Raw genomic sequence first — 21,509 nt, 5'->3', positions numbered from 1 at the left:
AAAACACCACTGATTTTCAGAGTTATTTCCTCTAAAATGCAGGCCCTCCAACATCAGCATTGTTGTTGAAACCCACACTTTCCCAGTATCCCTTGTAAGGTTCATTGATAACTTCAATTGCAGTTATCCATTTTGCCCACTTGTAACCATACTTATCCTCAGCCACAAGCTGCAGAGGGAATCCCCTGTCAGCTGGCAGGGTTATGTCATTTAACTTGTACGCAAGCATGATGTCATTGTCCACAAGATAATCCAGCTCAAGAGATGTGGAATATCCATCTGCGCAATAGAATATCACCGTTGTTGCACTGCTGTTGACACCAGTATCATTGAACAGCGTGTTCAGGGTGACACCGGTCCATTTTGCATCAAATCCCCAACCTTCAACACAATCCAGACGAACGAACCTTGAAACAGAAGGATAGGCAAGCAACTGGTTGTAGCTCAGGTTTACAGGCTTGTCGACCAGACCATAAATTCTGAGCTCGTATGTTTCCTGATCAATATACTGAGTACCTTTGATACCGTTATTGCGTTGCTCGGATATTGGAGTAAGTTGCTTTCCTTCAAAGACAGTAGCTTCACCGGAAGTATTGACATCCTGCTTTGAGTCTTCAGTGCATCCGCTGGCTGAAACAAGAATCAACGCTACTATGCAGTAAATTAGGACGCGATATTTCCTGAGTTGAACCATATACTCACCTCAGTTCAAATGCAGTCAAGAAGTTCAATTCCTCTGCCTGTCAGGGAATATTTATCCTCGATTATGTTGAGAAACTCACCATTAATAAGGAACTCTGTGTGATACTTGAACACTTTCTCATCAAGCTCAGTACTTTCCAGAAGCTCACTCTTTGTGGCTCCGAATGCACCGATTGCCCTGATAAGCTGACGCCTTACAGGATGTGAAGCTGCCTTGTGAGCAAGTTCATGTTCCGCCTTTACCCTTTCCCTTTCAGAAGGCTGCACATCAAGCAAATCATCAAGATCATCATCCAGCATTTCTTCCTCCTCCTCATTTTCAGTATATATGTATAATGTAAAAAGTGTTGTGCTGAAAATGAATTAATGAAGTTTCAGATCAAAATCATAAATTGGATAATTAGAAAAGAACGTAGACGATAATTAGAATAGAAATAATTGATCTAAAAGAATCCTGATGCTTGCTTTCATATTCCTTGAATATTTAGGTGAATATAAATGCTGGCTTGTTGAAAGCAAACAATTTTGTTATGCAAGAGGATGCATTTTATCTGAGGGGATATTTGGTGCCAGCATTTATATTAATGTGATTAAGCCACTGCTTTTTCTGCATGGTAAACATGTTTAATCTCCATTTCAGATGCTTTTTGTGACTCTTTTGCGACGATTCCCGGGTCAGCAGGCAGGAATATAAGATTTCCATTCTGGTATCTCATTGGAGATCCGATTGCCTTGTAATATTCGTTCTTAAGGCTCTGTATTGCCGCTACCACGGTTTCGTTATCATACTTCGAATTGCCAAGGTTTGCAAATGCTACGCCAAGCAACAAATTATTTGCATGCAAAGCTAGGTGCAAATGCCATGTGTCCTTGTCAACGAACTCATGAATTTTAATATCCATAACCAAATTGCTCTCATTTTCCCTCAAACTTACAATCTCCTTGTAATTGATTGCAATCACTACATTGCATGAACTCATATAAAAGCAGTTTGTTATTATATTTAGAATGATGTGCATGAATAAAATTAGCATGTACTTAATACGGAACATCATGTCCACAGAATCACTCAAACATGCCTTTGGGCATTGGTTCACTATAGTGGACATCCCTTTTCACATAAACTTCATAATTTTCAGTAGCAGTATCGAATACAAATACGTATTCGGTTTTAAAGTATGCCCAATATTTTGCAAAAGGATTGCGGGCATCGCTAAGTACTACTGTGACATTGGAACCATAAGTAGACACATTATAAACCGGATAATCCACCTCACCCGGAAGACTGGAATTGTATAGGAATTGTGCCATTTGTATGTACGGATCAGAAGAACCATTGTCACAATAACATTTATCCACAAATTCTTCTTTTTCCACACCAGACCAGTAACTGAAAGTTAATATCCTGTATGTGGTATCATTAAACTCATAAGCTGAGAGAAAAATCCCCGGTAATATAGGGTAAGAATCCTGATAGCTAATTTCGTGACCTTCGGTTCTTTCAATATCTGATAGTAAAACTGCTTTTGCCAGCGGATTGAAAGCACACCATATAACAAATATTATCAATAGTTTCCTGTAGAGTGATCTGTGTTCACCTTTTGAAATTCCGGTAAGCCAGCTACCATTGCCCTGAAAAAGTGCACGTATGTGACCATTTACCTGTGAAGAGGTATTATTCCCATTAAGGACACCACTATTTTTGTTTTCGCGGACACGGCTTGCCAGAATATAGAACAGCGGTACAAAAGAAATAACTGTGACCAACGGATCAAAGAAATCAATTGCGCCTATTGTTGACGCTTCTTTTATTAAAGGAAAAAACGGCCTCATTTTCCAGCTTGTTACATAATCCAGATAAATATGGCTGAATATGGCAGCACCTGAAGCAATCGTAAGCATACGGTCTCTTTCCCTATACCATATATAGAGAGTTACGATCAAAGCAAAAATGAGTGAATGCATGAACTCTCTGTGACCCATCATATAATAGAGAGCATTATACATCTGGTGATCAAGGTGTCCGTCTATTGCAAGGAACAGCGCATTTAATATGAAATCCAGATCAGGCAGTATTGCCATGAAAGCAACGATCTTGATCTGTCTGCTATTAAATCCTGCAACTGATGCTATCAGTAACCCGATTCCCAGATGGGACAGTGTGTTTACCATCCTGTCATCATCACCCAATATAAAAGATATAACTATTTCTTTTTATATTTTTGCAGGATGCTGTATTATGAGATTCAGAAAAAATCAAAGTGACATTGACAAGCATTCGTTTAATATTGACCCAGGGCTTTAGCCACAAATCTGTGAAAACCATGAATACTTGCACCGCTTCCAAGATACATCATGGGACACTTTCCAGTGATCACATTTAGATTGGGATAATACTCCAGATGGTTGACATCGCATGTATCAGTCTTCCAGTGAACCCAGAAATCAACAATTCCCTTTTCAGCCAGCTTTTCAATTATCCGGGCAGGCTCACGTTTTGTAATACCTATCACCACATTTTTTACACTAGCAGAAACCTCTGATATATCCTGAATTGAACCTTCTATTGATTTATCAGAATAATCAAGCACTGTGAATGATTTGCCTCTTTTTCTGAGCTCATCGATTGTCCACTTCATGGCAGGCTTTGTACCGTCTGTAATAATCAGGAAATTATCTCTTTCCCAGAATTCTTCCTGCTTTGTAAGCATGCTATCCTTCCTCTTTTTACTTCCTTCAGGAAGTTAATATCTCATGATATAAGAGTTCTTTTGCAAAAACAGAAAGGCTATGCCACTGAAACATTGTAAAAAAAATAAAATTAGTTTCAGACAGCAATTGCTGCTGAAACATCTCTGCGAGGGAGATTCAAACCGATTCCCACTGCAATGTAGTAACCTGCATATGAAAGAACTTCTAGCAATGAGGGATTGCCATTGTATCCAAGCAATGATTTCATTACTGATCCAACAACTCCCTTTTCATCAAGTATGTGGTTTATATCCCATACATGTTCAACTACTATTGGGATGACACCGCCTTCCTGAAGTTCATGTACACCATGTGCAGTAAGTCCGGCTGCAAAGAGTATCAGAAATATGCTGGTTATTCTGAAGAATTTGTGGATTTCAGTATGAGAAGAATATTTGAACACGGCATAGGCAACAACCAGGGATACCGCAATTCCCAGCAATCCTCCATAAAGTACTGAAGTATTATCCGTATTCATTGCTGCTGCCCCAAGGAACAATACAGTCTCAATACCTTCCCTGAATACAGAAATAAATACCAGAGCAAGTATACCGTACTTCTTATTACTGTCAACTTTTTGAATGATAGAAGAACTTACATTCTTGCTTTCCTTTGCCATCCATATAATCATTGATGTGAGAATGATGGCTGCAAAAAGCATGACAAAACCTTCGAATATTTCCTCGTTACGTCCTTCAAATTGGATCGCAAGGATGTTGAATGCCACAGCTGCAACAATACTTGCTATGACACCAAGTCCTGCACCGGTGAATACGTGGTGTTTAAGTTGTTCTCTTTTTGTTTGTGTCAGGTAAGCAAGTATAATTCCTACAATGAGAAATGCTTCCAGCCCTTCTCTAAATGTTATCATAAAACTTGTAAACATAAATTTAGTCTCCGTTTTTAATATTAGGCTGAGCTAAAATAAGTAGACATGGTATAAATAGGTTAGCACATAGACAATATTTAGCATACATTCATATCAATCACTCATCAAATAAATGACATAAATGAGATTTATTACACCAGCATAGATGTTTAAATAAAGAAAAACAAAAGAAATAGTATGTCAATTATCTCCAAATATAACCGTGCATCCTATGTTTTTGACACAATGGAAATTCCTATGGAGCACATGTGGTTCAGTAAATGGAGAAAGGATATATTGTCAGGACTATCCGGCAAAGTGCTGGATGTAGGTATTGGAACAGGAAAAAACATACCCCATTATCCTGATGAATGTGAGATTGTCGGAGTTGATATTAGCAACAAAATGCTTTCTCATGCGAGGGAAAAAGCTGCTCATAAGGATAACATTTCCCTTTTCCAGATGGATGCTGAAAACCTGGGATTTAAGGATAACAGCTTTGATTATGTGATCACGACTTTTGTCCTGTGTTCAATACCTGACCCAATTGCTGCACTGAAAGAAATGAAACGTGTATGCAAATCTGATGGTCTGATCATTAATCTGGAGCATATGAAAAGTGACAACAGGATTATTGCTTTCATTGAAGACCTCTTCAATCCGCTTATAGTTGCAATTACAGGTGTGAATATAAACAGGGAAACTGTGGAGAATGTAAAAAAGGCAGGTCTTAATGTTATTGATGTCAAAAATAAAGCCCTGATAGATGTTTTCAGATTAATAAGATCTAAACCCTGAATCAATCAAATATTTCATCCAGATCTTCAAGACAAATATCAACATTGAATTCTTTCAGTTTGTAGAATTTCTTTGCACGATTATCGTTATCCTCAAGCCTCAGATCACTTTCAACAAATCCTGCTTTTTCCAGTCTTTTCAAATGCAACTGGACAACCTGGCGTGAGATATCTAAATCCTTGGCCAGATCATATATATATCTCTCTCTTTCTGAGAGGAGATACAAAAGTTTTAATCTTACAGGATGCGAAATAGCCTCTCCGATAGTTATTATTTGCTGAAGTGTTTTTGTCATCTGAGAACCTGCTTACTTAGTTCTGTAATGTTAAATTAGAGCATAGATAATTGATCTAAATCTCATCAAGTTTTTCTTTGATGTCCTGAACCAACTTCTTTACGTCTTCCACATCTTTTTCAACCCTTGCCAGACGATCATTGTTTTCAGAGCTTCCGGAATTGGACTTATTAAGAACTGCAACCACTACCCATACAATGGCAATGATGATCAGTATGTTCAAAAGAAGACCCCATATACCATAGCCATACATGCTGCTGCCCATCATTTAATTTTCACCTTTAAAAATTATATTTTTAACAAAGAGTATATGGAAAGAAAAGTATTACTACTTTTTGGCCTTCCACACTCGTTTATTGATATGACAGGCATAAATCAGTATCTATAGCCACAGCCACCATAGCCACTATATCCGCTTCCACGCATTCCACGTCCGCCCTGGTAATACTGACCCTGATATGTGGAATCTGTATAGAAGTCTTCTATGACATCGCCGGTGTATGCATCTATACGACCCTGCTTTACGGTATCATCTTCACTGTAGGTAAATACCCACCATCTGCCCATCTGATATACATCTGATTCGGATATCGTCTGGCCTGTTGCATCTTCTGCGATCGCGATAGCATCATTGACATTGTCTACTGCAATATCAACTGTTGCTCCATCAGTTGCATATGCTCCGTATACCGGACAATCTGCATATCCATACCCGTTCATATATCCGTTAGCATATCCGACACATTGTCCTGCCCACCTATACATATGTCCAAAGAAAGTAGCATCATCAGTTTCATCTGTTGCTGCACTTGCCATTCCAATCCCTGCAATTGCTGCAATGAGCATACCAGCAAGGAGTATTGTTGTAATTTTTCTCATTTTTTACACCTTCCTGCATTGCAGGAATTTATTATCCTGCATATGTAGTCTTGACACTTCATATGTATGATAGAGTTTTATTTAAAGCTTGTGTTGAACATCTGAAAAAGAGCTTTTTTCAGCAGTCATGACCAACTAAATGTTAGAGAGAACACGTTGATTTAAAAAAATAAAAGATAGTGACGATAAAACTGCAAAGTATTCTTTTTTTCAGATACAGCTAGCAAAAGTATATATAAAGAGAATCTAAGAGTATTATATTAGAGAAATCAGTATCATGCTGGAGAAACAGTTCAAAATAACCTGATGTGGATGTCAGATGGTTCCTTTCACTTTGACTGGAAACTTTCTCAACATATCTGATTTTTATAAGGGTGGGAAAATGAATAAAAGAACATTATTGATAGCGCTAGCTTTATTTTTATTTACGATTGCAGTCCATAATGCTCTGGCAGAAGAGCAAGAGTTTACAAAACAGGAAGAGTTGGGAAGATTACTATATTTTGATGAGAGCCTTTCCACACCAGAAGGACAGTCCTGTGCCAGTTGTCACGACCCCGGTGCAGGATTTGCAGACCCGGATAGTTACCTTCCGGTATCTGAAGGTGTACTTCCTAACAGATTTGGCAACAGGAACAGTCCGTCTGCAGCCTATGCTGCATATAGTCCGGAATTTTACTATGATTCTGAAGAGGAATTGTACATTGGGGGACAGTTCTGGGACGGACGTGCACCAACTCTCGAAGAACAGGCAAAAGGACCATTCCTGAACCCTCTTGAGATGAACAACCCCAATAAAGAGGTAGTCATAGTCAAGATCAACAAGTCAGATTATGCAGGTCTTTTTGAAGAGGTTACAGGGGTAGATCTCGAAAACCTTTCCGAAGAAAATGTTGAACTTGCCTACAACGAGATGGCAAATGCCATTGCGGCATTTGAGAGAACATCAGAACTAAATCAGTTCTCCTCAAAGTATGATCTGTTTGTGGCTAAAGAAATCAAACTCGATAAGATAGAAAGAGAAGGCCTTAAACTCTTTAATGAAAAAGCCATGTGTGCAGAGTGCCATCCAAGTGCACCTGATGATGGTCTTAATCCAGACCATGCACTGTTCACGGATTACACCTATGATAACCTAGGAACCCCAAAGAATCCGGATAATCCATTCTATGACCTTCCTACAAGCTTCAATCCAGATGGCGAAGGCTTCATCGACTATGGCCTTGGAGGTTTCCTCAAGATGGCCGGTTATGAGAACTGGGAATCCGAAAATGGTAAAGTGAAAGTACCTACCCTAAGAAACATTGCTGTCACTGCACCTTACATGCACAACGGTGTATTCGAGAACCTTACAGAGGTTGTGAACTTCTATAACACAAGGGATGTTGCAGACTGGCCTGCACCTGAAGTTGCTGAAAATATCAATCAGGATGAACTAGGCGACCTTGGATTGACAGAAGAAGAAATTGCAGCAATTGTTGCTTTCATGGAAACCCTGACAGATGGATATGACCCGGAGAGTCAGGAATAAGATACAAAATAAACGTTAGCAATAGACATTATTGGTGCGTGTCCTATACACGCATCTTTTTTATTCGATCCGAAATACTATTTTTCCCGTTCTATATACCAGCCCACAAGAGGTGGTATCCAGCAAAGGTTGGCTGCGATTGCTTCCAGAGCTGTGAAGGTCTGTGTGGTAGGACTGAATCCGAGAAAACGTGCACTTAAAAGACCCATGGGAACAATTAATATAACACCAAGACTTGCAAGCATAACCGGATGATGAATATATCTGTTAAAAGCTTCATCCCATGACCCTTCTTTTCTTTTCAAGAAGAACATGCCTGATATGTTAGCTCCTATCTGATCACTGAGAGCATAGAAATAAGGTATGTAGAATCCTTCAATGCCGTAGACATCAACCCCTGCAAGCCGACTTCCAAGATCAATTACCCAGGGAATAGCAATACCAAAAAGTTTACCCCATCCATAAGCTTCTGCCATTGTCTGACTACTGGGTTTGAAATGCTGGCGTATGGAATAGATTCCTTCAAATATACTTTCTCCTTCACCTGCCAGGGTCCTTACCAGCCATTGTCCTACAGGACTTCGCTGGTAACCATATACATCCAGAAGTACCCCTGCAATCAAACCCACAACATATCCGGGAAGTGTATATTTAATAAGTTCTGAGAAATTTTCAGTTTCGAATTCCTCTTCATTATCTTCTTCTGTTTCTTCAATTTCCTCCACAATAGTCATATTTTGTTTTTTGTATAAGTATTCCATGCATCCGAAAATCTGAAGAAATACAAAAAAATATAAATGTAAATAATTAGCATAGTGGATAAATTATTTTATAAATGATGATTTGCATATATCTTTTGATAAAAAGTAAACTCCGTAGATGAAAAATTATGAATGAAGAAGAAACAATAGAAGCCTATGCAGTCACAGACTCTAATATAATCTACAGAATATCATATTTTTGGGGGATTCCGATAATAATAGTATTTGGATGGCTTAAAAACAAATATGTGAGTATCTTTTCAGTTGAACATGATGCACACAGGCTTGTTGTACTATATTATGGCATCTGCCCTGTAGTAAGAAATGACAGACTCCGTATTGCCGGTTCAATAGAATATGGAGGAAATATAGGTATCAATGGAAAAGTGATGATAGCCTATAAGATCGAGAACCTTTCTACAGGAGACACGTATGAAAAAGTCTAAGAAAGGAAAAAGCAGAGAATGCCACTTTCCATCCTACAATCAACAGTAATCAGAACAACTTCATCTTTTTCCCGATACCCAGCTCCACAGCTTTTGTATAAACAATATTTGCAGTCACAAGATCCTGCACTGCAAGCCCCGTAGAATCAAATATAGTAATATCCTCATCAGAAAGACGACCTTTTTTTACTCCTGCGACCACTTCGCCAAGTTCGGCATAGATATCTGATTCAGAGATAATTCCCTGGGACAGCGGTACATTCACCTCTCCTGAATGGGATGCCTGGACAATATCATCAACAATTATCCTTGCCTTTTTCATAACTGAAGATTCCAGTTCCTGCTTACCCATGGCATCGGCACCGATGGCATTAATATGTGTACCTTCACGAAGCCACTCTGACTTTACAACCGGCTCCCTCAATGGAGTAGTAGTTACAAGGACATCACAGTCGCATACATCCCTGATGCTCTCTTTTCTTGTAAAGTCACAGCTGACCACTTTCTGCATATCCTTTTCAAAGGATTCACAATGAGCAGCATTTCTGCAACTGATCTTTACTTCCTCGATATCCATAACTTCTGACAATGCCAGCAGTTGGGTTCTGGCCTGGCCGCCTGTGCCAACCATTCCGACCACACGTGAATCTTTGCGTGCAAGGTATTTTGCAGCAACTCCACCTGCGGCACCGGTCCTCATGTCAGTCACATGCGTACCATCCATGATAGCAAGAGGTGCACCGGTTTCCGTAGAGTTGAGAACTATCACGGCCATAACGGTAGGAAGACCTCTTTCGCGGTTATCCGGGTGAACGTTGACTATTTTAACACCTGCAATGTCCTTTTCTTCCATAAACGATGGCATGGTGCGCAGATCACCATTGTGCTTATCAAAATAAAGATATGATTTAGGAGGCATCTGTACCTTTTTAAGGCCATGCTCCCTGAATCCGGTCTCCACAGCAGACAGGGTAAGAGGCATATCGATTACACTTCGAACATCAGACTGGTCAAGCCACAGAACATCCATTTCCACAACACTCCTTCTATTATAATATATAAAATATATTCGTATGATAGGATAAAACCCTGTTCATCCGTTTTAATGAATATATATTATATATTATAATGTTAGTTAATTACATAACATATATATCCTTTAAAGGTAATATAGAACTTGTGAAAGATATGTCATATGTAGTTGAATTAAAGAACGCAAGAGCTCGTTTGAAGAGATTAGGTACAGAATATACAATCACATCCACAGGTAGATTTGTTCCTATTTTAACAACAGATTCTAACATTGAAATAGCTGATGGATACATAAACTACTTAGTACGACAAGGGGAAGATGTGATTAAGAAAACTTCAATCTGCAATATGATAGATAGTATGGTTTTTCTTTTGACCAATACAGATTTTGAATTAAGTTCGATATCTGAATCAGACATTGATGATTATTTAACAATGCTTGAAACATATATTAGCAATAGAGGAAAACCATTATCAGAAAAATCAAAAGCAACTCGTAAGATGCATTTACGTGATTTTTTGAAATATATGAAAAAGGATGAACTTCTTAGTATGTTAAAGGTCAGAAATCCAAGGAGTCAAAGGAAGCTACCTGAAAACCTGCTAACTATAGAAGATGTTTATACATTAATTGAACATGAAAGCACAGCAAGAGATAGAGCCTTCATTGCTACCCTTTATGAATCAGGAGCAAGAATCGGAGAAATAATGTCTTGTTTGATATATCATGTTGAGTTTGATAGTGAAGGTCTTGCACATATTCAATTCCCATCAGGCAAAACAGGTTCAAGAAGAGTTAAACTTGTTATGGCAGCAAGTTATCTGCGCCAATGGATTGATGCACATCCTTTGAAAGATGACCCGAATGCAGCATTATGGGTAAGTTTGGATAAAAATATCAAGCCAATAAAGAAACAAGCAATGAGTGACAAAATAAAACGTGTTGCAAAGAAAGCAGGAATCAAGAAACCTGTAAATCCTCATCATTTCCGACACTCAAGGGCGACCCATTTAGCAAATCATCTAACTGAACAACAAATGAAGCAGCATTTAGGTTGGACTCCTGGTTCAAATATGCCTGAAATTTATGTTCATCTATCAGGAAGAGATACAGATAATGCAATAGATGCAATGTATGGAATCAAGAAGCTTGAAGAACAAGTTGACCCATCAAAACCTGTAAGATGTCCGAGATGTAAGGAATATAATAAAAAAGATAAAAAGCATCGGTTCTGTATAAAATGTGGCTATGGGCTTGACGAGAAAGCACAACAGGAGAAGGACAATACTATTGATGAAATGATATCAATAATATTGAAAAGCCCAGAGATACATGAGCTATATGAACGTAAGAAAGCAGAACTAAAACAGTAATTTTTTTTACCGTTCTTCCTATCGTACATCGCCTACATTCAATTTTCTATGCCGCAGTGGTATAATGTATTATTTTAAAAAAGAAATGTGTATGGCGGATTACCATACAGATTTGCGACCTATTCTTTCTATTATATCTGAATCTGTTAATTCCAATACCTGTTTGAACTTTTCCTCTTGTATGCTAATCACTCTTTGTGGTGTCTTCTTACTTTGGTTTTTAATGTAATGTGACACATTTCTCGCACCTGATGGATCATCTTTTGGTTGTCCTGTTTTTCTATCCTTTATGCTGCCAACGGTTAAAATCCCGTAATTCTTCCAATAGTCAATAACATAGCTTGGATTGAAACCTTCTCGTTCTAAGAATTTATCCAACTCGGACTTATTAAAATCAATATGCATAATACCTTTTGGATTTCCATACCAACCATAAACAATATCAGGAGCTTTATCTGAAACCGTAACCCATGTTCTGATGTCGGCTATACTCATCTCATTTATAAAATGACCTGAATGAGAAGACATCCAATCATAAACTCTTTCAAGTGCTACAATTGCTTGGTCTTTAATTGGATTGTTCAATACAACCTCTTCATAAATCTGATTGACAATTTCCAAATGGTTTACAGGTTCGATACCTATTTCCTGATAAACTTCTTCAAGCAACTTACCCGCAACTGCAATTGCTGCAAAATAATCAATCAAACGATTATTGATATCATTGTCCATTACTTCAAACTGGGATTTATATTCCCGAAACCAAACATTAAGTTCAGCTTTGTGCTTGAATACTTTCCTAAGGAATGGTTCAATAATATGACCATAGTTGTTTACGTTTGTAGCTTTAGACTCATCAACAATATCCTTGATGCCTGATTGACCAATTCCACCTTTAAGTGTAATGACCCTTGCATACTGTCCTGTATTTCCTGCATAATTGATAAGCGACTTCTCGCCTGTTGTCAATCCAACGCATTTCCATGATTTAGTTTCCCTTAATCCACCATCCTTCCTAGCACGACCCTTTTCGGTTTCATTTGCAATGGTGTAAATGATATTTTGTGCTGTTTTTTCTGATGTATTGGTTGTTTCATCATAATACAAAGGCAGTCCTGAAAACATCTTTGCATTTTCTTCAACTGAAGCTACTGTGCTTTCACCCTTATGTTTCAATGCTTTTGGATTTCCAATCTGACTGATTGCTGCATCATCTTCTGTTGTCTTTCCTGTACTTGAACCGCCTGTTGAGTCTACTAAAAATGATGAAACATTAAGAGGTTCCAACAATGGTGCCGTCATTGCTGCGTAGCAAACAAACCTTGGTTTTGGAAAAGCTAATAACCTCTTATTGCCTGCTACCCATTCTTCCACTGTACCTTTTGCACTAAGTTTTTCTTCAAGGCTGCTATCGGTTAAGAAGACTTCTTTGTCAACACCACTTTCACAAATCATTCTTGTACCGAAGACAAAACAGGTATTGTCATGTTTCCATCCATTAGAACTTGCAACTATGCCTTGTACTAATGTGTTCGATGCATCATTGACAGTATAGCATTTTCTAAAATACTTGGTTACTCTTGCAGCATCTTTCTCATCTGTAACGAATCCTTGGCTTACAAGATGTTCAAATATACCTTTCTTGGTGAATATTTCCTTCTGCTTTATCCAATAGTGCAACCAATTACGACCATCATGAAATGTTACCTTCAAATAACGTTCATTGTCATCAAGCCCAAGACTTCTACCTGTTATCATGCAAGCACTATCACAGATTTGATAACCTATTGGTATTCCAACTGCATTAAGGACAGGATTATCATTTTCATCTAATCGGATTTCTTTCACACAACGATCTTTTACTTCATAACCGCGAGGAATGTAGAAATCGGTATTGAAGAATGTTTCAGGAATTTCAAATGTGCCATCAATAAGAATCCTCCCTTCCATGTCACCATCAAAATTAATATCATCTTTAGTTATCATGATATTCCCTCTTGATACGGGAATCAATCAGGAACCATTACTTACATTAGGATTCAATTGATTTATTAACTGGGTTTGTCAATTGAATCAGGAGGTTCCTGATTTTTCCTCGTTTCTTCTTTTTTTAGTTGTCCACCTGCTTACCTGCAAAATACTGTTCAACAATATTAGATACAAAAGCACTTCTGGGAATAACTCCACGTTCTTCATCAATCCTGTCATATGTGGTAGGCGTAAAAGAAATGCACATTTGTTTTTTGTTATCATACCTAGCTTGCCTACCCATTCTTACACCCCTGCTGAAATTTCCAAAAATGTCTCAGCAAGTGCCTTTTCTGTTGGGCTACCTGTTGCTGCAAGTGACTCTAATACATCTTTACGGTCTGCAACCAATGTGGTTACTGTCTGATTAATATCGGTTTGATTCAAGTTCTCACGACCTGAATCATAAAAAATAGCGTATCTGTGAAGGCTTTAAAAGATTTTAAAACGGTTTTCAATGCTCGGAAATCATCTAAAAAACGACGACTCTTCATCTGCCCGGTGTCTGTTATCTTTTTATGATTCTTATTTACTTTCAATACTTATATTCATTTTCCAAGTATATAACCTTATGGAGAGTTTGAAGGAACCATATACCTTCATTTTGGAAATCCACGAATATGATTGTTTTTTTGATGAAAAGAAGTAGTCATAAATGATGATAATGATAAGATGTGCATATTTGTAATGTTATTTTACATAATTTCAGCGTGATTTATCCCAGATTTCATAATTTCCCAAGATTTCATAATTTTGCGAATCACGATTAGGCTCCATAAAACCGAATAATAATTATGTAATTATGTAATTATGTATTATACGTATATGTATAGGGTTCTTTTTTTCTACATACGAATGTATTAATATATATAAGAAGGAAATATAATTTGTGCTATTTCATGACATGTATATAGTTAGTTTCTCAAAAATCAATAATTTCATAATTCATGGCGATACATACTGTTTTTCTACATAATTGGGTTCATAATTTCATAATTCATGGCTCTTAATACTTATTTTACACATATCATTTAACTAAAAAAACCATAATTTCAAATAAAAACATGGCACCTAATACTTATTATGTAGTTAATAATTTGTATATTAGATAATGATTATAGTTTGATTGAGAGTTTGAAGGAATGATATGTAGAGATGGTGTTTATTCGATCTTAATCATATTCATTAACTCTTCTGCAATTATTATTCTAACATCAACAAATAAAACAATAAATGTATGAGATAAACTGCATATGACTTTTAAGTAAAAATGGAGATGACCTTTTTATTTGTCCACTTTATTTTGCTCAGTGGGCATTATTGTAGTTCCATATGAATGGTCATATACATGGGAAACACGACAATACTAATTATCGTTAAGTACTATAAAAATAATTAAATATGTATGAGTGGAATGACTATTACAAAAAAACCATTGAATGTTACATTTACATTTCTTGCATTTGCAGACATACTTGGATATACAGGATTATTAAAAAAATGTTCAAATAATCCCATTGAAGCTAATGATGAGCTAAACAAAATTTATGAGGCACTGCATGAAGGGCTAGAATACCTAAAAACACCTGATGAAAAAGGTATTATTAAAATTTTCACTGATAATTTGTTACTGAAATATCCTAATACTAAAAAATTAGAAGATATAGAAGCAAATGATTGTATAGAACTTTTTGAGCTTCTTAGCTATTATCAACTTAGCTTGGCACTTAAAGGATATTTTGTAAGAGGAGCAGTTGCAGTAGGTTATACATATGTTGATGAAGAAATTGCTTTTGGCTATCCAATTGTTGAAGCACATAACCTTGAAAGTGAAACCGCAATAAACCCTCGAATTATTATAAGTACAAAAGTCTATAAGTTAGTTCGGTTTTTTGCTGATCATTGGACTACAAAAGGAGACGTATATACTCACTTCTTATTAAAAGACAAAGATGGTCATTATTTCATAAATTATCTTGCTATTTTGTACTATAACCGCGATGAAACTAATCTACCAAAGGTTTTGGAATATCTAAAGTCCCATAAAACAAATGTGGAAAAGGAATTGAAATCCCCTCATTCTTATGATGTTATATCCAAATATGAATGGGTAGCTAATTACCATGACTTTTTTTGTCAAACTTACTACCCAGAAGATGAAACGCTGTTAATCAACTATGAAAACAAATCAGAATTTGAATTTTTTAGGATTTAAGGTAATGTGATTAACTATTATTGGATGCGATAAATTGTCAATAACCAAAAACGACACCAATAACTACGATAGGCATTTGGATTTCGGAGCAATATATAAGGAATGCAATGAATTCTATAAAGATTACAGTGCATTCAGTAAGTTCAATGAAGAAGACAAAGAACGTTTCTTTGCCGATAACTTAAAGGTGTTTTCGAGGTACCTCTATTTAGTAGATTCTCTAGGAAATAATGACCTAATGGATATGAAAATTATCTATACACTATTTGGTGTAGCTTATGAATATCTTCTCAAAATATGTGCCTTAAAGATTAATTGGGATGAATATCTTGAATCCTACAAATCAATATATGGTAATCGAAATTATAAATTCGTCAAAGAATATGTACTAAATGACTTGGAGGACAAATTAACTCAAGAACAATATGAACGTTCGGAAGCTATTATGGGGTTTGTTCAGCTTCAGAGAAATCATTTTGTCCATAGTCCATTCAAGGGAAGGGATCATTATGGTGTTACAAAACAGATTTATGAACTTATGGCAGTCCTAGTTGTTGTCTACAAATTAAAATTGCCAAAAGAAACTGTTGATACAATAAATGCAAATCTCAATAAACATAAAGTCCTTTCAGCAATGGATTTTGATGATGTTGAATTTAAAGATTATGTAGACTGTTTGGATGACTATGCTGTTGATGTCCCGCTTTTTATTGATTGGTAATATCTTTTTGTCAGCATTCTTTTCTCACAAATCAAGTAACAGAAATAATTGTACAGTAACTTAGATTATCATCTAATTTCTACCAAGGTTACAGTAATTATATTATATACTGCATTACTATACTAATTTGAGATATATGAGTTCTGACAATATTCCAACAGATGAAGAAGTAGATGGATATGAAGATTATATTGAGGAATGTATAGACCAACAACATCGAAAAGAAGAAGAATTAATAGAAAAATACGAAAACGAATTGCATCGGGAATTTTTTAGAGATACTTTGATAATAAATCGTGCTCATGTAGGATGGACTCCAAAGGAAGAACCTGTTGAGGAAGAAACTAAAAAGCATGAAATTAAATCACGTGACAAAATAAATGGTCAAACAATTCTTGATTATCCTGATTCTGCTTTCACAGATGCTTTTAAAGGTACTGAATATCGAACAACAAGTGAAATTGTTGAGATAGTTGGCTGTACACCCGAACTTGCTCGTTTAAGACTTGATAATTTGACGAAGAATAAGGAAGATAGAAAAAGAAAGATTAAAGAACTATTCAAAGACAATGGTAACCCATTCAAGCCAAGAAGATGGCAATTAATAGAGTAGTAATTTTCGTTATCAATCACCATTTCCGATTATATTTTCATTATCATTCACCGTTTCTTATTTTTTTTCTATAATCAAAAACAAAAATCGTCCTATAAGTACTCACGAGTAGTAGTAGAGAATAGATGCGCGCACCTGATTATAACAAAAGGTGAAAAACTATGATAGAAAGTGATAATAAGCTTCTTCATTTACTTAAAAAACTTGAACTTAAAGCACACTTAGCAAGTGATGGGGAATTTAAATTCTTCACTGTAGATGAAGCACACGAAGCATTAAGCGAAGAATTCTTCGTTTTCGATATAGATGAAGCATACAAAGCAATAGGTGGTAAAGGGGATTTAAAAGAATTAATCCAAAAAACGTTGGCATTGAGACAAGAAAACCCTGAAAACTATCATGTTTCAGCAAATTTTAGCTTATTAACATGAGCTAACAGAGATTTAAATAAATTGAGGTGAATATAAGTGATAAATGAAGAAAGAGCCGAAGGCATAGATGATGAAAGCATCGCTCATAAATTGCCAGAGTGGCCACAACCATCAGTCAAGAAAAGTAATGATAGTACGCCTATAAGCATCGACAATGAGACTAAGACTGAAAGCAGTGTCATTGAACCGAAAGATTTTCAGGCACTTATTATGGAAAAGATGGAATCTGAAAACTTGAGTTTCCCAGAAGCAAGAGAACAAGTGCTCAAAGAAAGGAAAATTGATGCTGTAAGCTCCCCTATTGAAATCAATTTAGAGAAGGAAATTCAGACATTGGCTTTTAAACACTATGACCAAACTACTGGGAAGTTCGGATGGAATTATCCTATAGACTTTAAAAGGAAGTTAGAATTCCAATATCCGAATGTCAATTTCAGTCTTCGTGAAATTGAAAGAACCTGCAGTTTGCTGCAATATAAGTTTATTCTATGTGGCAGAAAATATGAAGAGGGCATGAAATACGTCTTTGAACGGAAAAATCTGAAGGTATAGGTCAACTAACCAACCCTATTATACCTTTTTTCTTTTTTAATCCGTCACAAGAGATTGTGCTGAGACTTCATCAGGGCACTATCCGACCACTTGAAGAGATTTTCCATCAAAGTAAGGTCTATTCTTTGTAGTGATCTTCAGGTCAGAAAAAGAGGAATAAAAGATTGGAAATGATATGTTCAGGATATTATCATTCCGTTTTATCAGTGTGCCATAAGTCCGTTACTCTTGTGAAAAGAATAATCCCTTCAATAATGCCGATGGCAATAAACAGCCATGCAAAATACTGATTTGCATAAGTCATTGTTTGGGTGACAACTCCACCAAAAAGAGTTATTCCGCATATCATGTAAAATATCATTGATGCAAAGCCTGTCAGGATATCTGTATAGTTTTCATCATCCTCGACATACCAATTATAGCCCATACTCAGAATTCCCAGAGCTAACATTGTAGCCCACATTTCCCAGGGAATCATGCAAGCACCTCGATTGCATCATTATCATCAAATAGCTTGTTTCTTTCCATAACAATAGCATTGGCTTTTGCCTGCGCTTTCAACCATATTACGTTATGATACAGAACACTACGCTCCGCAACTAACTCGTTTTCCACTTCTTTCAAGTACTTCCATCGTGCTTTTGCTTCTAAGGATTTTGTTGCTCTGTATTCTTTGTATGCCGCTCTGCTTTCACTTTGAATATAATTGAGCTGATTTCTGATTAATTTCAACTCTTTTTCCTGCTTTTCTAAAGAAACGTTGCTATAATGTTTTTTGATTTTAGCTTCTTTTTCAGCAATTGCTTCTCTCTCAGCTTGCTTTTCTGCTTCTTTTTCAGCATCCTTTTGAGCTTTCCTTTCCTGCAATGTTTCTGCCTTCAACTTATCAAAATTATCTCGATAAATGGTACTGTACTTGGTTCTTAGTTCACGAACTTTGCCTTTGCGAATCTGTCGTCTTGATTGAATTCTTTTATGAGCTGATACAGTCCTAATATCATTTTCTTTTTTGACCTTGATACTGCTATACTTACTTTTCTCAAGAATTGTGTCTTCAATATCTTTTATCTGCTTTTCAATTTTATTGATTTCTGAGAATATTTTGGCTTTTTCTCCGTATTTTGGTTTGGCACTAAGAAGACCATACATTTTAGTTTCAAGTCCATCAAGATACTTGACTCGTTCCTCAAAATCAATATCATTCAAACTTGTATTCGATACCATAAACACTCTTATAAAAGTTTTAGGACATGTAAACTCGGTAGATTTCCTGTAATCGAAAATGATAATGTTTAAACTGTTAATATATCATTTTAAAACAGTATATAAACGTATTAAAGTTTTACACTTTTGTTAACTCCTGTTTGTTCAAAACTCTCCATAGCTCTTTATATACCGAATCAGATATGATTTTTTAGAAAGTAACATTTGGTGTTACTAAAATAGGAATGATTCATAAATGATGGATATTGCAGCAGTAAAGAGAATGACCAAAAAGGTCGAAGCAAAGATGGACGAGCAGGAACCTGGAGATGCAGCAGAAGTAACAACAATTATTATAAGAGTAGCTTGTATTCTGATTATTGGCGTTGTTATCCTCAATGGGGTAGTAAGTTCAGCAAGTCTTGATGAAACAGATGCATTCTATAACCTGTCTCAGAGTGTTATTGGAAATATCGAGAGTTGCTACACACTTGCGGCACTTATGATTTTGGCCCTCGGAGCTAGCGCGATTATGAGATATATGGGATTCCTCTAATCTCATAACATTTTTTATGATTGTATAATTATTTTTACTTATTTTTTGCTATATTATTATTTTTTAGCTTATAGCATCAAGCGAAAAGAAAATAACACTAATTGAATGGACGGATATACATTATGAATGGAAAGATATGGCAGATGGAATGCAAGAACAGTAAAGGAGAGTATTAATATGAACGTATCAGGCGGTGCAGTGTTGATAGTATCCCTTGCGATCCTCATTTTTGTAGGAATGTATTCTATTGGTGGCACATATGCAGGAACAGGAATTAACGAATCTGATGCTGCGTATCACTCCATGGAAGGCTCAAGAGCTGTACTATCACCCATATTTACATTATTTGGTTATTCAATCATGGGTATTGGTGCATTCCTCACAATAAGGGCGTTTAATCTAAACTAACTAAAAATACATGTCCTAAGAACAGGAATTTTTAATTGTGAGATAGAGAAGGATTGGATTGTGGCAGATATTATTGCTTCCAAAAATTAGGTTTATTGCCACAATCCAATGATGAGATGCGCATTTCCATCAGAAAAACGAAAAGGTGAAGGTTACCATTCCCTTCATCTACCTCTTAAAAAATAAAGGGTAAGGGCTTAAATCACTTCCACCCTTACCCTTGCTTCAATATCATTTTCCTATTTTCCTATCAAGTACATCCTCTGTAACAGGATTTCTATAATAACGAATATCAATATATCAGGCTACTTTTTACAATCCGTTACATGAGATTACAATGAGTCAGATTTGATGTTGCACTAAAAATGCCATAACTATGAAATGAATATGCGTAAGTTTGGTGAAACATTTAGTTTTACCAAATCTACGAGGTCAAATTAACTGTTTTGACTATCAATATTGGGTCTTAGTTTTGGTATTACATTTTAGAAATTTGGTATTTCTTGGTTCTACCAAGAATAAGACCATCAAAATTTTAATGTCCCGTCCTTCACAATTTTTTAATTATGAAGGCCACGGGTGTTTATCATAAACATAATTATTTGAAGTATCAAATTTTTGATGAAATGATTAATAATCATTTTCCAAGATATGCATCTCCAAACGAGATAGCAGAAATGATAGGTCTTGAACCTGAAAAAGTAAGAGATGGTCTTAAACGTTATCTTAGATATGGATATGTAGGCAGAAGAAGAGGTAAATGTCCTATTATGCATAAAACAATGTGGAAATATAGAGTTACGATGTTAGGCATCGAGACATACATAAAACTTCATGGTCTTTATGTTCAAGGTAGGGAACTTAACCTTAGGAAGAGAGAAAGAGGGAAAGTTCCACAAAAAATAGATTCCTATACAGGTTTGACAAGAGCAGGATATGAAAGAATGATATCAGAAGGCAATGATATGGATAATATTTCTGTTGATTGTGCTGAAATCTGCTAATACGTTAATTATGAATATTTTTATTTTTTGTTGGGAGTATTTACCCTTGCCTCTTCTTGTGCGGAAGATTTGATAATTTTCTAAGTCTATCTTATCTTTCTTCCTCTCATTCTTCTCATGCGCAAATCATTCTGTTGATGAGTGATAGCATTGCCTTTATTCCTTCTATCGCAGTGGCTAATATTATTACAAAGAATACATAAGGAATGTCCTGAATACACTCATTTGGTGATAAACAATAACAAGCGAAGCATAATATCAGAAGTTTTTAATATTTATTAGTTATTTGATGAATAGATAAAAACAACAATCGATTCTTCCCTTTAGCCAGCGCATATTTT

28 protein-coding genes are annotated in these 21,509 nt (G+C 36.1%); 12 read left to right on the top strand and 16 right to left on the bottom strand.

From position 1 onward, the window contains the following. Nucleotides 1–31: 31 nt before the first annotated feature. The 6 genes from RE474_RS11575 to RE474_RS11550 form a co-directional block, all read right to left on the bottom strand. Nucleotides 32–694, bottom strand: coding sequence for a molybdopterin-dependent oxidoreductase (locus RE474_RS11575; protein ID WP_309310522.1), 663 nt, complete (start codon nucleotides 692–694; stop codon nucleotides 32–34). A 14-nt stretch (nucleotides 695–708) separates the two neighbouring features. After that, complete coding sequence (locus tag RE474_RS11570; protein WP_309310521.1) at nucleotides 709–1,002, bottom strand: hypothetical protein; 294 nt, start codon at nucleotides 1,000–1,002, stop codon at nucleotides 709–711. 290 nt (nucleotides 1,003–1,292) lie between these two features. After that, the gene (locus tag RE474_RS11565) at nucleotides 1,293–1,682 is read right to left on the bottom strand and encodes a hypothetical protein (RefSeq protein WP_309310520.1); all 390 of its coding nucleotides are present in this window, start codon (nucleotides 1,680–1,682) and stop codon (nucleotides 1,293–1,295) included. A gap of 85 nt (nucleotides 1,683–1,767) precedes the next feature. After that, complete coding sequence (locus RE474_RS11560; RefSeq protein WP_309310519.1) at nucleotides 1,768–2,874, bottom strand: metal-dependent hydrolase; 1,107 nt, start codon at nucleotides 2,872–2,874, stop codon at nucleotides 1,768–1,770. Between the two features lie 110 nt (nucleotides 2,875–2,984). After that, the gene (locus RE474_RS11555; RefSeq protein ID WP_309310518.1) at nucleotides 2,985–3,413 is read right to left on the bottom strand and encodes a hypothetical protein; all 429 of its coding nucleotides are present in this window, start codon (nucleotides 3,411–3,413) and stop codon (nucleotides 2,985–2,987) included. Nucleotides 3,414–3,529: 116 nt separating this feature from the next. Beyond that, nucleotides 3,530–4,339 (bottom strand): FTR1 family iron permease, encoded by an 810-nt coding sequence (locus RE474_RS11550; protein ID WP_309310517.1) that lies wholly within the window; start codon nucleotides 4,337–4,339, stop codon nucleotides 3,530–3,532. 180 nt (nucleotides 4,340–4,519) lie between these two features. Here RE474_RS11550 and RE474_RS11545 point away from each other — a divergent pair, with 180 nt between their 5' ends. Further along, on the top strand, nucleotides 4,520–5,119 hold the full coding sequence (locus RE474_RS11545; protein ID WP_309310516.1) for a class I SAM-dependent methyltransferase: 600 nt from the start codon (nucleotides 4,520–4,522) through the stop codon (nucleotides 5,117–5,119). A gap of 1 nt (nucleotide 5,120) precedes the next feature. Here RE474_RS11545 and RE474_RS11540 read toward each other — a convergent pair whose 3' ends face one another. The 3 genes from RE474_RS11540 to RE474_RS11530 form a co-directional block, all read right to left on the bottom strand. After that, nucleotides 5,121–5,414, bottom strand: coding sequence for an ArsR/SmtB family transcription factor (locus RE474_RS11540; RefSeq protein ID WP_309310515.1), 294 nt, complete (start codon nucleotides 5,412–5,414; stop codon nucleotides 5,121–5,123). Nucleotides 5,415–5,469: 55 nt separating this feature from the next. Continuing rightward, the gene (locus tag RE474_RS11535) at nucleotides 5,470–5,682 is read right to left on the bottom strand and encodes a hypothetical protein (RefSeq protein ID WP_309310514.1); all 213 of its coding nucleotides are present in this window, start codon (nucleotides 5,680–5,682) and stop codon (nucleotides 5,470–5,472) included. Between the two features lie 107 nt (nucleotides 5,683–5,789). After that, nucleotides 5,790–6,293, bottom strand: coding sequence for a PepSY domain-containing protein (locus RE474_RS11530; protein ID WP_309310513.1), 504 nt, complete (start codon nucleotides 6,291–6,293; stop codon nucleotides 5,790–5,792). 382 nt (nucleotides 6,294–6,675) lie between these two features. Here RE474_RS11530 and RE474_RS11525 point away from each other — a divergent pair, with 382 nt between their 5' ends. After that, nucleotides 6,676–7,824 (top strand): cytochrome-c peroxidase, encoded by a 1,149-nt coding sequence (locus RE474_RS11525; protein WP_309310512.1) that lies wholly within the window; start codon nucleotides 6,676–6,678, stop codon nucleotides 7,822–7,824. A 77-nt stretch (nucleotides 7,825–7,901) separates the two neighbouring features. Here the strand turns inward: RE474_RS11525 and RE474_RS11520 are convergent, their stop codons facing one another. Then, nucleotides 7,902–8,585 (bottom strand): hypothetical protein, encoded by a 684-nt coding sequence (locus tag RE474_RS11520; RefSeq protein WP_309310511.1) that lies wholly within the window; start codon nucleotides 8,583–8,585, stop codon nucleotides 7,902–7,904. Between the two features lie 128 nt (nucleotides 8,586–8,713). Between RE474_RS11520 and RE474_RS11515 the strand changes: the two genes are divergently transcribed. Next, nucleotides 8,714–9,031, top strand: coding sequence for a hypothetical protein (locus RE474_RS11515; RefSeq protein ID WP_309310510.1), 318 nt, complete (start codon nucleotides 8,714–8,716; stop codon nucleotides 9,029–9,031). 49 nt (nucleotides 9,032–9,080) lie between these two features. Here the strand turns inward: RE474_RS11515 and ala are convergent, their stop codons facing one another. Next, nucleotides 9,081–10,061, bottom strand: coding sequence for an alanine dehydrogenase (gene ala, locus RE474_RS11510; RefSeq protein WP_309310509.1), 981 nt, complete (start codon nucleotides 10,059–10,061; stop codon nucleotides 9,081–9,083). Between the two features lie 158 nt (nucleotides 10,062–10,219). On the opposite strand from ala, the gene RE474_RS11505 reads away from it, so the two are divergent. Then, nucleotides 10,220–11,437, top strand: a complete 1,218-nt coding sequence (locus tag RE474_RS11505; RefSeq protein WP_309310508.1) for a tyrosine-type recombinase/integrase — start codon at nucleotides 10,220–10,222, stop codon at nucleotides 11,435–11,437. A 99-nt stretch (nucleotides 11,438–11,536) separates the two neighbouring features. Here RE474_RS11505 and RE474_RS11500 read toward each other — a convergent pair whose 3' ends face one another. The 3 genes from RE474_RS11500 to RE474_RS11490 form a co-directional block, all read right to left on the bottom strand. Next, nucleotides 11,537–13,423, bottom strand: a complete 1,887-nt coding sequence (locus RE474_RS11500; protein ID WP_309310507.1) for a DUF927 domain-containing protein — start codon at nucleotides 13,421–13,423, stop codon at nucleotides 11,537–11,539. A gap of 124 nt (nucleotides 13,424–13,547) precedes the next feature. Continuing rightward, entirely contained in the window at nucleotides 13,548–13,709 is a 162-nt protein-coding gene (locus RE474_RS11495) for a hypothetical protein (RefSeq protein WP_309310506.1), read from the bottom strand. Between the two features lie 2 nt (nucleotides 13,710–13,711). Beyond that, nucleotides 13,712–13,852, bottom strand: a complete 141-nt coding sequence (locus RE474_RS11490) for a hypothetical protein (RefSeq protein WP_309310505.1) — start codon at nucleotides 13,850–13,852, stop codon at nucleotides 13,712–13,714. A 1,018-nt stretch (nucleotides 13,853–14,870) separates the two neighbouring features. Between RE474_RS11490 and RE474_RS11485 the strand changes: the two genes are divergently transcribed. The 5 genes from RE474_RS11485 to RE474_RS11465 all read left to right on the top strand — a co-directional run bounded on the left by RE474_RS11485 (nucleotide 14,871) and on the right by RE474_RS11465 (nucleotide 17,997). Continuing rightward, the gene (locus RE474_RS11485) at nucleotides 14,871–15,680 is read left to right on the top strand and encodes a hypothetical protein (protein ID WP_309310504.1); all 810 of its coding nucleotides are present in this window, start codon (nucleotides 14,871–14,873) and stop codon (nucleotides 15,678–15,680) included. Between the two features lie 34 nt (nucleotides 15,681–15,714). Further along, on the top strand, nucleotides 15,715–16,401 hold the full coding sequence (locus tag RE474_RS11480) for a hypothetical protein (RefSeq protein WP_309310503.1): 687 nt from the start codon (nucleotides 15,715–15,717) through the stop codon (nucleotides 16,399–16,401). 136 nt (nucleotides 16,402–16,537) lie between these two features. Next, nucleotides 16,538–17,014 (top strand): hypothetical protein, encoded by a 477-nt coding sequence (locus tag RE474_RS11475; protein ID WP_309310502.1) that lies wholly within the window; start codon nucleotides 16,538–16,540, stop codon nucleotides 17,012–17,014. A 161-nt stretch (nucleotides 17,015–17,175) separates the two neighbouring features. Beyond that, nucleotides 17,176–17,445 (top strand): hypothetical protein, encoded by a 270-nt coding sequence (locus tag RE474_RS11470; protein ID WP_309310501.1) that lies wholly within the window; start codon nucleotides 17,176–17,178, stop codon nucleotides 17,443–17,445. Between the two features lie 36 nt (nucleotides 17,446–17,481). Then, nucleotides 17,482–17,997: a hypothetical protein gene (locus RE474_RS11465; protein WP_309310500.1), complete on the top strand. Its 516-nt coding sequence runs from the start codon at nucleotides 17,482–17,484 to the stop codon at nucleotides 17,995–17,997. 190 nt (nucleotides 17,998–18,187) lie between these two features. On the opposite strand, the gene RE474_RS11460 is transcribed toward RE474_RS11465, so the two are convergent. Both RE474_RS11460 and RE474_RS11455 read right to left on the bottom strand, forming a co-directional pair. Then, nucleotides 18,188–18,475 carry a hypothetical protein gene (locus RE474_RS11460; RefSeq protein WP_309310499.1) on the bottom strand — a complete coding sequence of 96 codons (288 nt, stop codon included), beginning with the start codon at nucleotides 18,473–18,475 and terminating at the stop codon, nucleotides 18,188–18,190. Further along, entirely contained in the window at nucleotides 18,472–19,203 is a 732-nt protein-coding gene (locus tag RE474_RS11455; RefSeq protein ID WP_309310498.1) for an SPFH domain-containing protein, read from the bottom strand. Before RE474_RS11455 ends, RE474_RS11460 begins: the two co-directional genes overlap by 4 nt. A gap of 280 nt (nucleotides 19,204–19,483) precedes the next feature. Between RE474_RS11455 and RE474_RS11450 the strand changes: the two genes are divergently transcribed. The 3 genes from RE474_RS11450 (at nucleotide 19,484) to RE474_RS11440 (ending at nucleotide 21,168) form a co-directional block, all read left to right on the top strand. Further along, nucleotides 19,484–19,756, top strand: coding sequence for a hypothetical protein (locus tag RE474_RS11450; RefSeq protein WP_309310497.1), 273 nt, complete (start codon nucleotides 19,484–19,486; stop codon nucleotides 19,754–19,756). A 126-nt stretch (nucleotides 19,757–19,882) separates the two neighbouring features. Next, nucleotides 19,883–20,164 carry a hypothetical protein gene (locus RE474_RS11445; protein ID WP_309310496.1) on the top strand — a complete coding sequence of 94 codons (282 nt, stop codon included), beginning with the start codon at nucleotides 19,883–19,885 and terminating at the stop codon, nucleotides 20,162–20,164. A gap of 566 nt (nucleotides 20,165–20,730) precedes the next feature. After that, nucleotides 20,731–21,168 (top strand): hypothetical protein, encoded by a 438-nt coding sequence (locus RE474_RS11440; RefSeq protein ID WP_309310495.1) that lies wholly within the window; start codon nucleotides 20,731–20,733, stop codon nucleotides 21,166–21,168. The last annotated feature ends 341 nt before the right edge of the window (nucleotides 21,169–21,509 follow it).

Source organism: Methanolobus sediminis, from assembly GCF_031312595.1.
In the GTDB taxonomy this organism is placed as follows: Archaea; Halobacteriota; Methanosarcinia; order Methanosarcinales; family Methanosarcinaceae; genus Methanolobus; species Methanolobus sediminis.
Note: the sequence above shows the minus strand (reverse complement) of the source record. Positions and strands in the feature narration are given on the sequence as shown.

Coding starts and splice junctions, on each gene's coding strand:
- RE474_RS11440 (WP_309310495.1), top strand. CDS start 20,731: ATGAAGGCCACGGGTGTTTATCATAAACATAATTATTTGAAGTATCAA.
- RE474_RS11545 (WP_309310516.1), top strand. CDS start 4,520: ATGTCAATTATCTCCAAATATAACCGTGCATCCTATGTTTTTGACACA.
- RE474_RS11540 (WP_309310515.1), bottom strand. CDS start 5,414: ATGACAAAAACACTTCAGCAAATAATAACTATCGGAGAGGCTATTTCG.
- RE474_RS11535 (WP_309310514.1), bottom strand. CDS start 5,682: ATGATGGGCAGCAGCATGTATGGCTATGGTATATGGGGTCTTCTTTTG.
- RE474_RS11460 (WP_309310499.1), bottom strand. CDS start 18,475: ATGATTCCCTGGGAAATGTGGGCTACAATGTTAGCTCTGGGAATTCTG.
- RE474_RS11475 (WP_309310502.1), top strand. CDS start 16,538: ATGAGTTCTGACAATATTCCAACAGATGAAGAAGTAGATGGATATGAA.
- RE474_RS11495 (WP_309310506.1), bottom strand. CDS start 13,709: ATGGGTAGGCAAGCTAGGTATGATAACAAAAAACAAATGTGCATTTCT.
- RE474_RS11525 (WP_309310512.1), top strand. CDS start 6,676: ATGAATAAAAGAACATTATTGATAGCGCTAGCTTTATTTTTATTTACG.
- RE474_RS11515 (WP_309310510.1), top strand. CDS start 8,714: ATGAATGAAGAAGAAACAATAGAAGCCTATGCAGTCACAGACTCTAAT.
- RE474_RS11485 (WP_309310504.1), top strand. CDS start 14,871: ATGAGTGGAATGACTATTACAAAAAAACCATTGAATGTTACATTTACA.
- RE474_RS11500 (WP_309310507.1), bottom strand. CDS start 13,423: ATGATAACTAAAGATGATATTAATTTTGATGGTGACATGGAAGGGAGG.
- RE474_RS11570 (WP_309310521.1), bottom strand. CDS start 1,002: ATGCTGGATGATGATCTTGATGATTTGCTTGATGTGCAGCCTTCTGAA.
- RE474_RS11575 (WP_309310522.1), bottom strand. CDS start 694: ATGGTTCAACTCAGGAAATATCGCGTCCTAATTTACTGCATAGTAGCG.
- RE474_RS11520 (WP_309310511.1), bottom strand. CDS start 8,585: ATGGAATACTTATACAAAAAACAAAATATGACTATTGTGGAGGAAATT.
- RE474_RS11505 (WP_309310508.1), top strand. CDS start 10,220: ATGTCATATGTAGTTGAATTAAAGAACGCAAGAGCTCGTTTGAAGAGA.
- RE474_RS11445 (WP_309310496.1), top strand. CDS start 19,883: ATGGAAAGATATGGCAGATGGAATGCAAGAACAGTAAAGGAGAGTATT.
- RE474_RS11530 (WP_309310513.1), bottom strand. CDS start 6,293: ATGAGAAAAATTACAACAATACTCCTTGCTGGTATGCTCATTGCAGCA.
- RE474_RS11470 (WP_309310501.1), top strand. CDS start 17,176: ATGATAGAAAGTGATAATAAGCTTCTTCATTTACTTAAAAAACTTGAA.
- RE474_RS11560 (WP_309310519.1), bottom strand. CDS start 2,874: ATGGTAAACACACTGTCCCATCTGGGAATCGGGTTACTGATAGCATCA.
- RE474_RS11550 (WP_309310517.1), bottom strand. CDS start 4,339: ATGTTTACAAGTTTTATGATAACATTTAGAGAAGGGCTGGAAGCATTT.
- RE474_RS11450 (WP_309310497.1), top strand. CDS start 19,484: ATGACCAAAAAGGTCGAAGCAAAGATGGACGAGCAGGAACCTGGAGAT.
- RE474_RS11555 (WP_309310518.1), bottom strand. CDS start 3,413: ATGCTTACAAAGCAGGAAGAATTCTGGGAAAGAGATAATTTCCTGATT.
- ala (WP_309310509.1), bottom strand. CDS start 10,061: ATGGATGTTCTGTGGCTTGACCAGTCTGATGTTCGAAGTGTAATCGAT.
- RE474_RS11565 (WP_309310520.1), bottom strand. CDS start 1,682: ATGAGTTCATGCAATGTAGTGATTGCAATCAATTACAAGGAGATTGTA.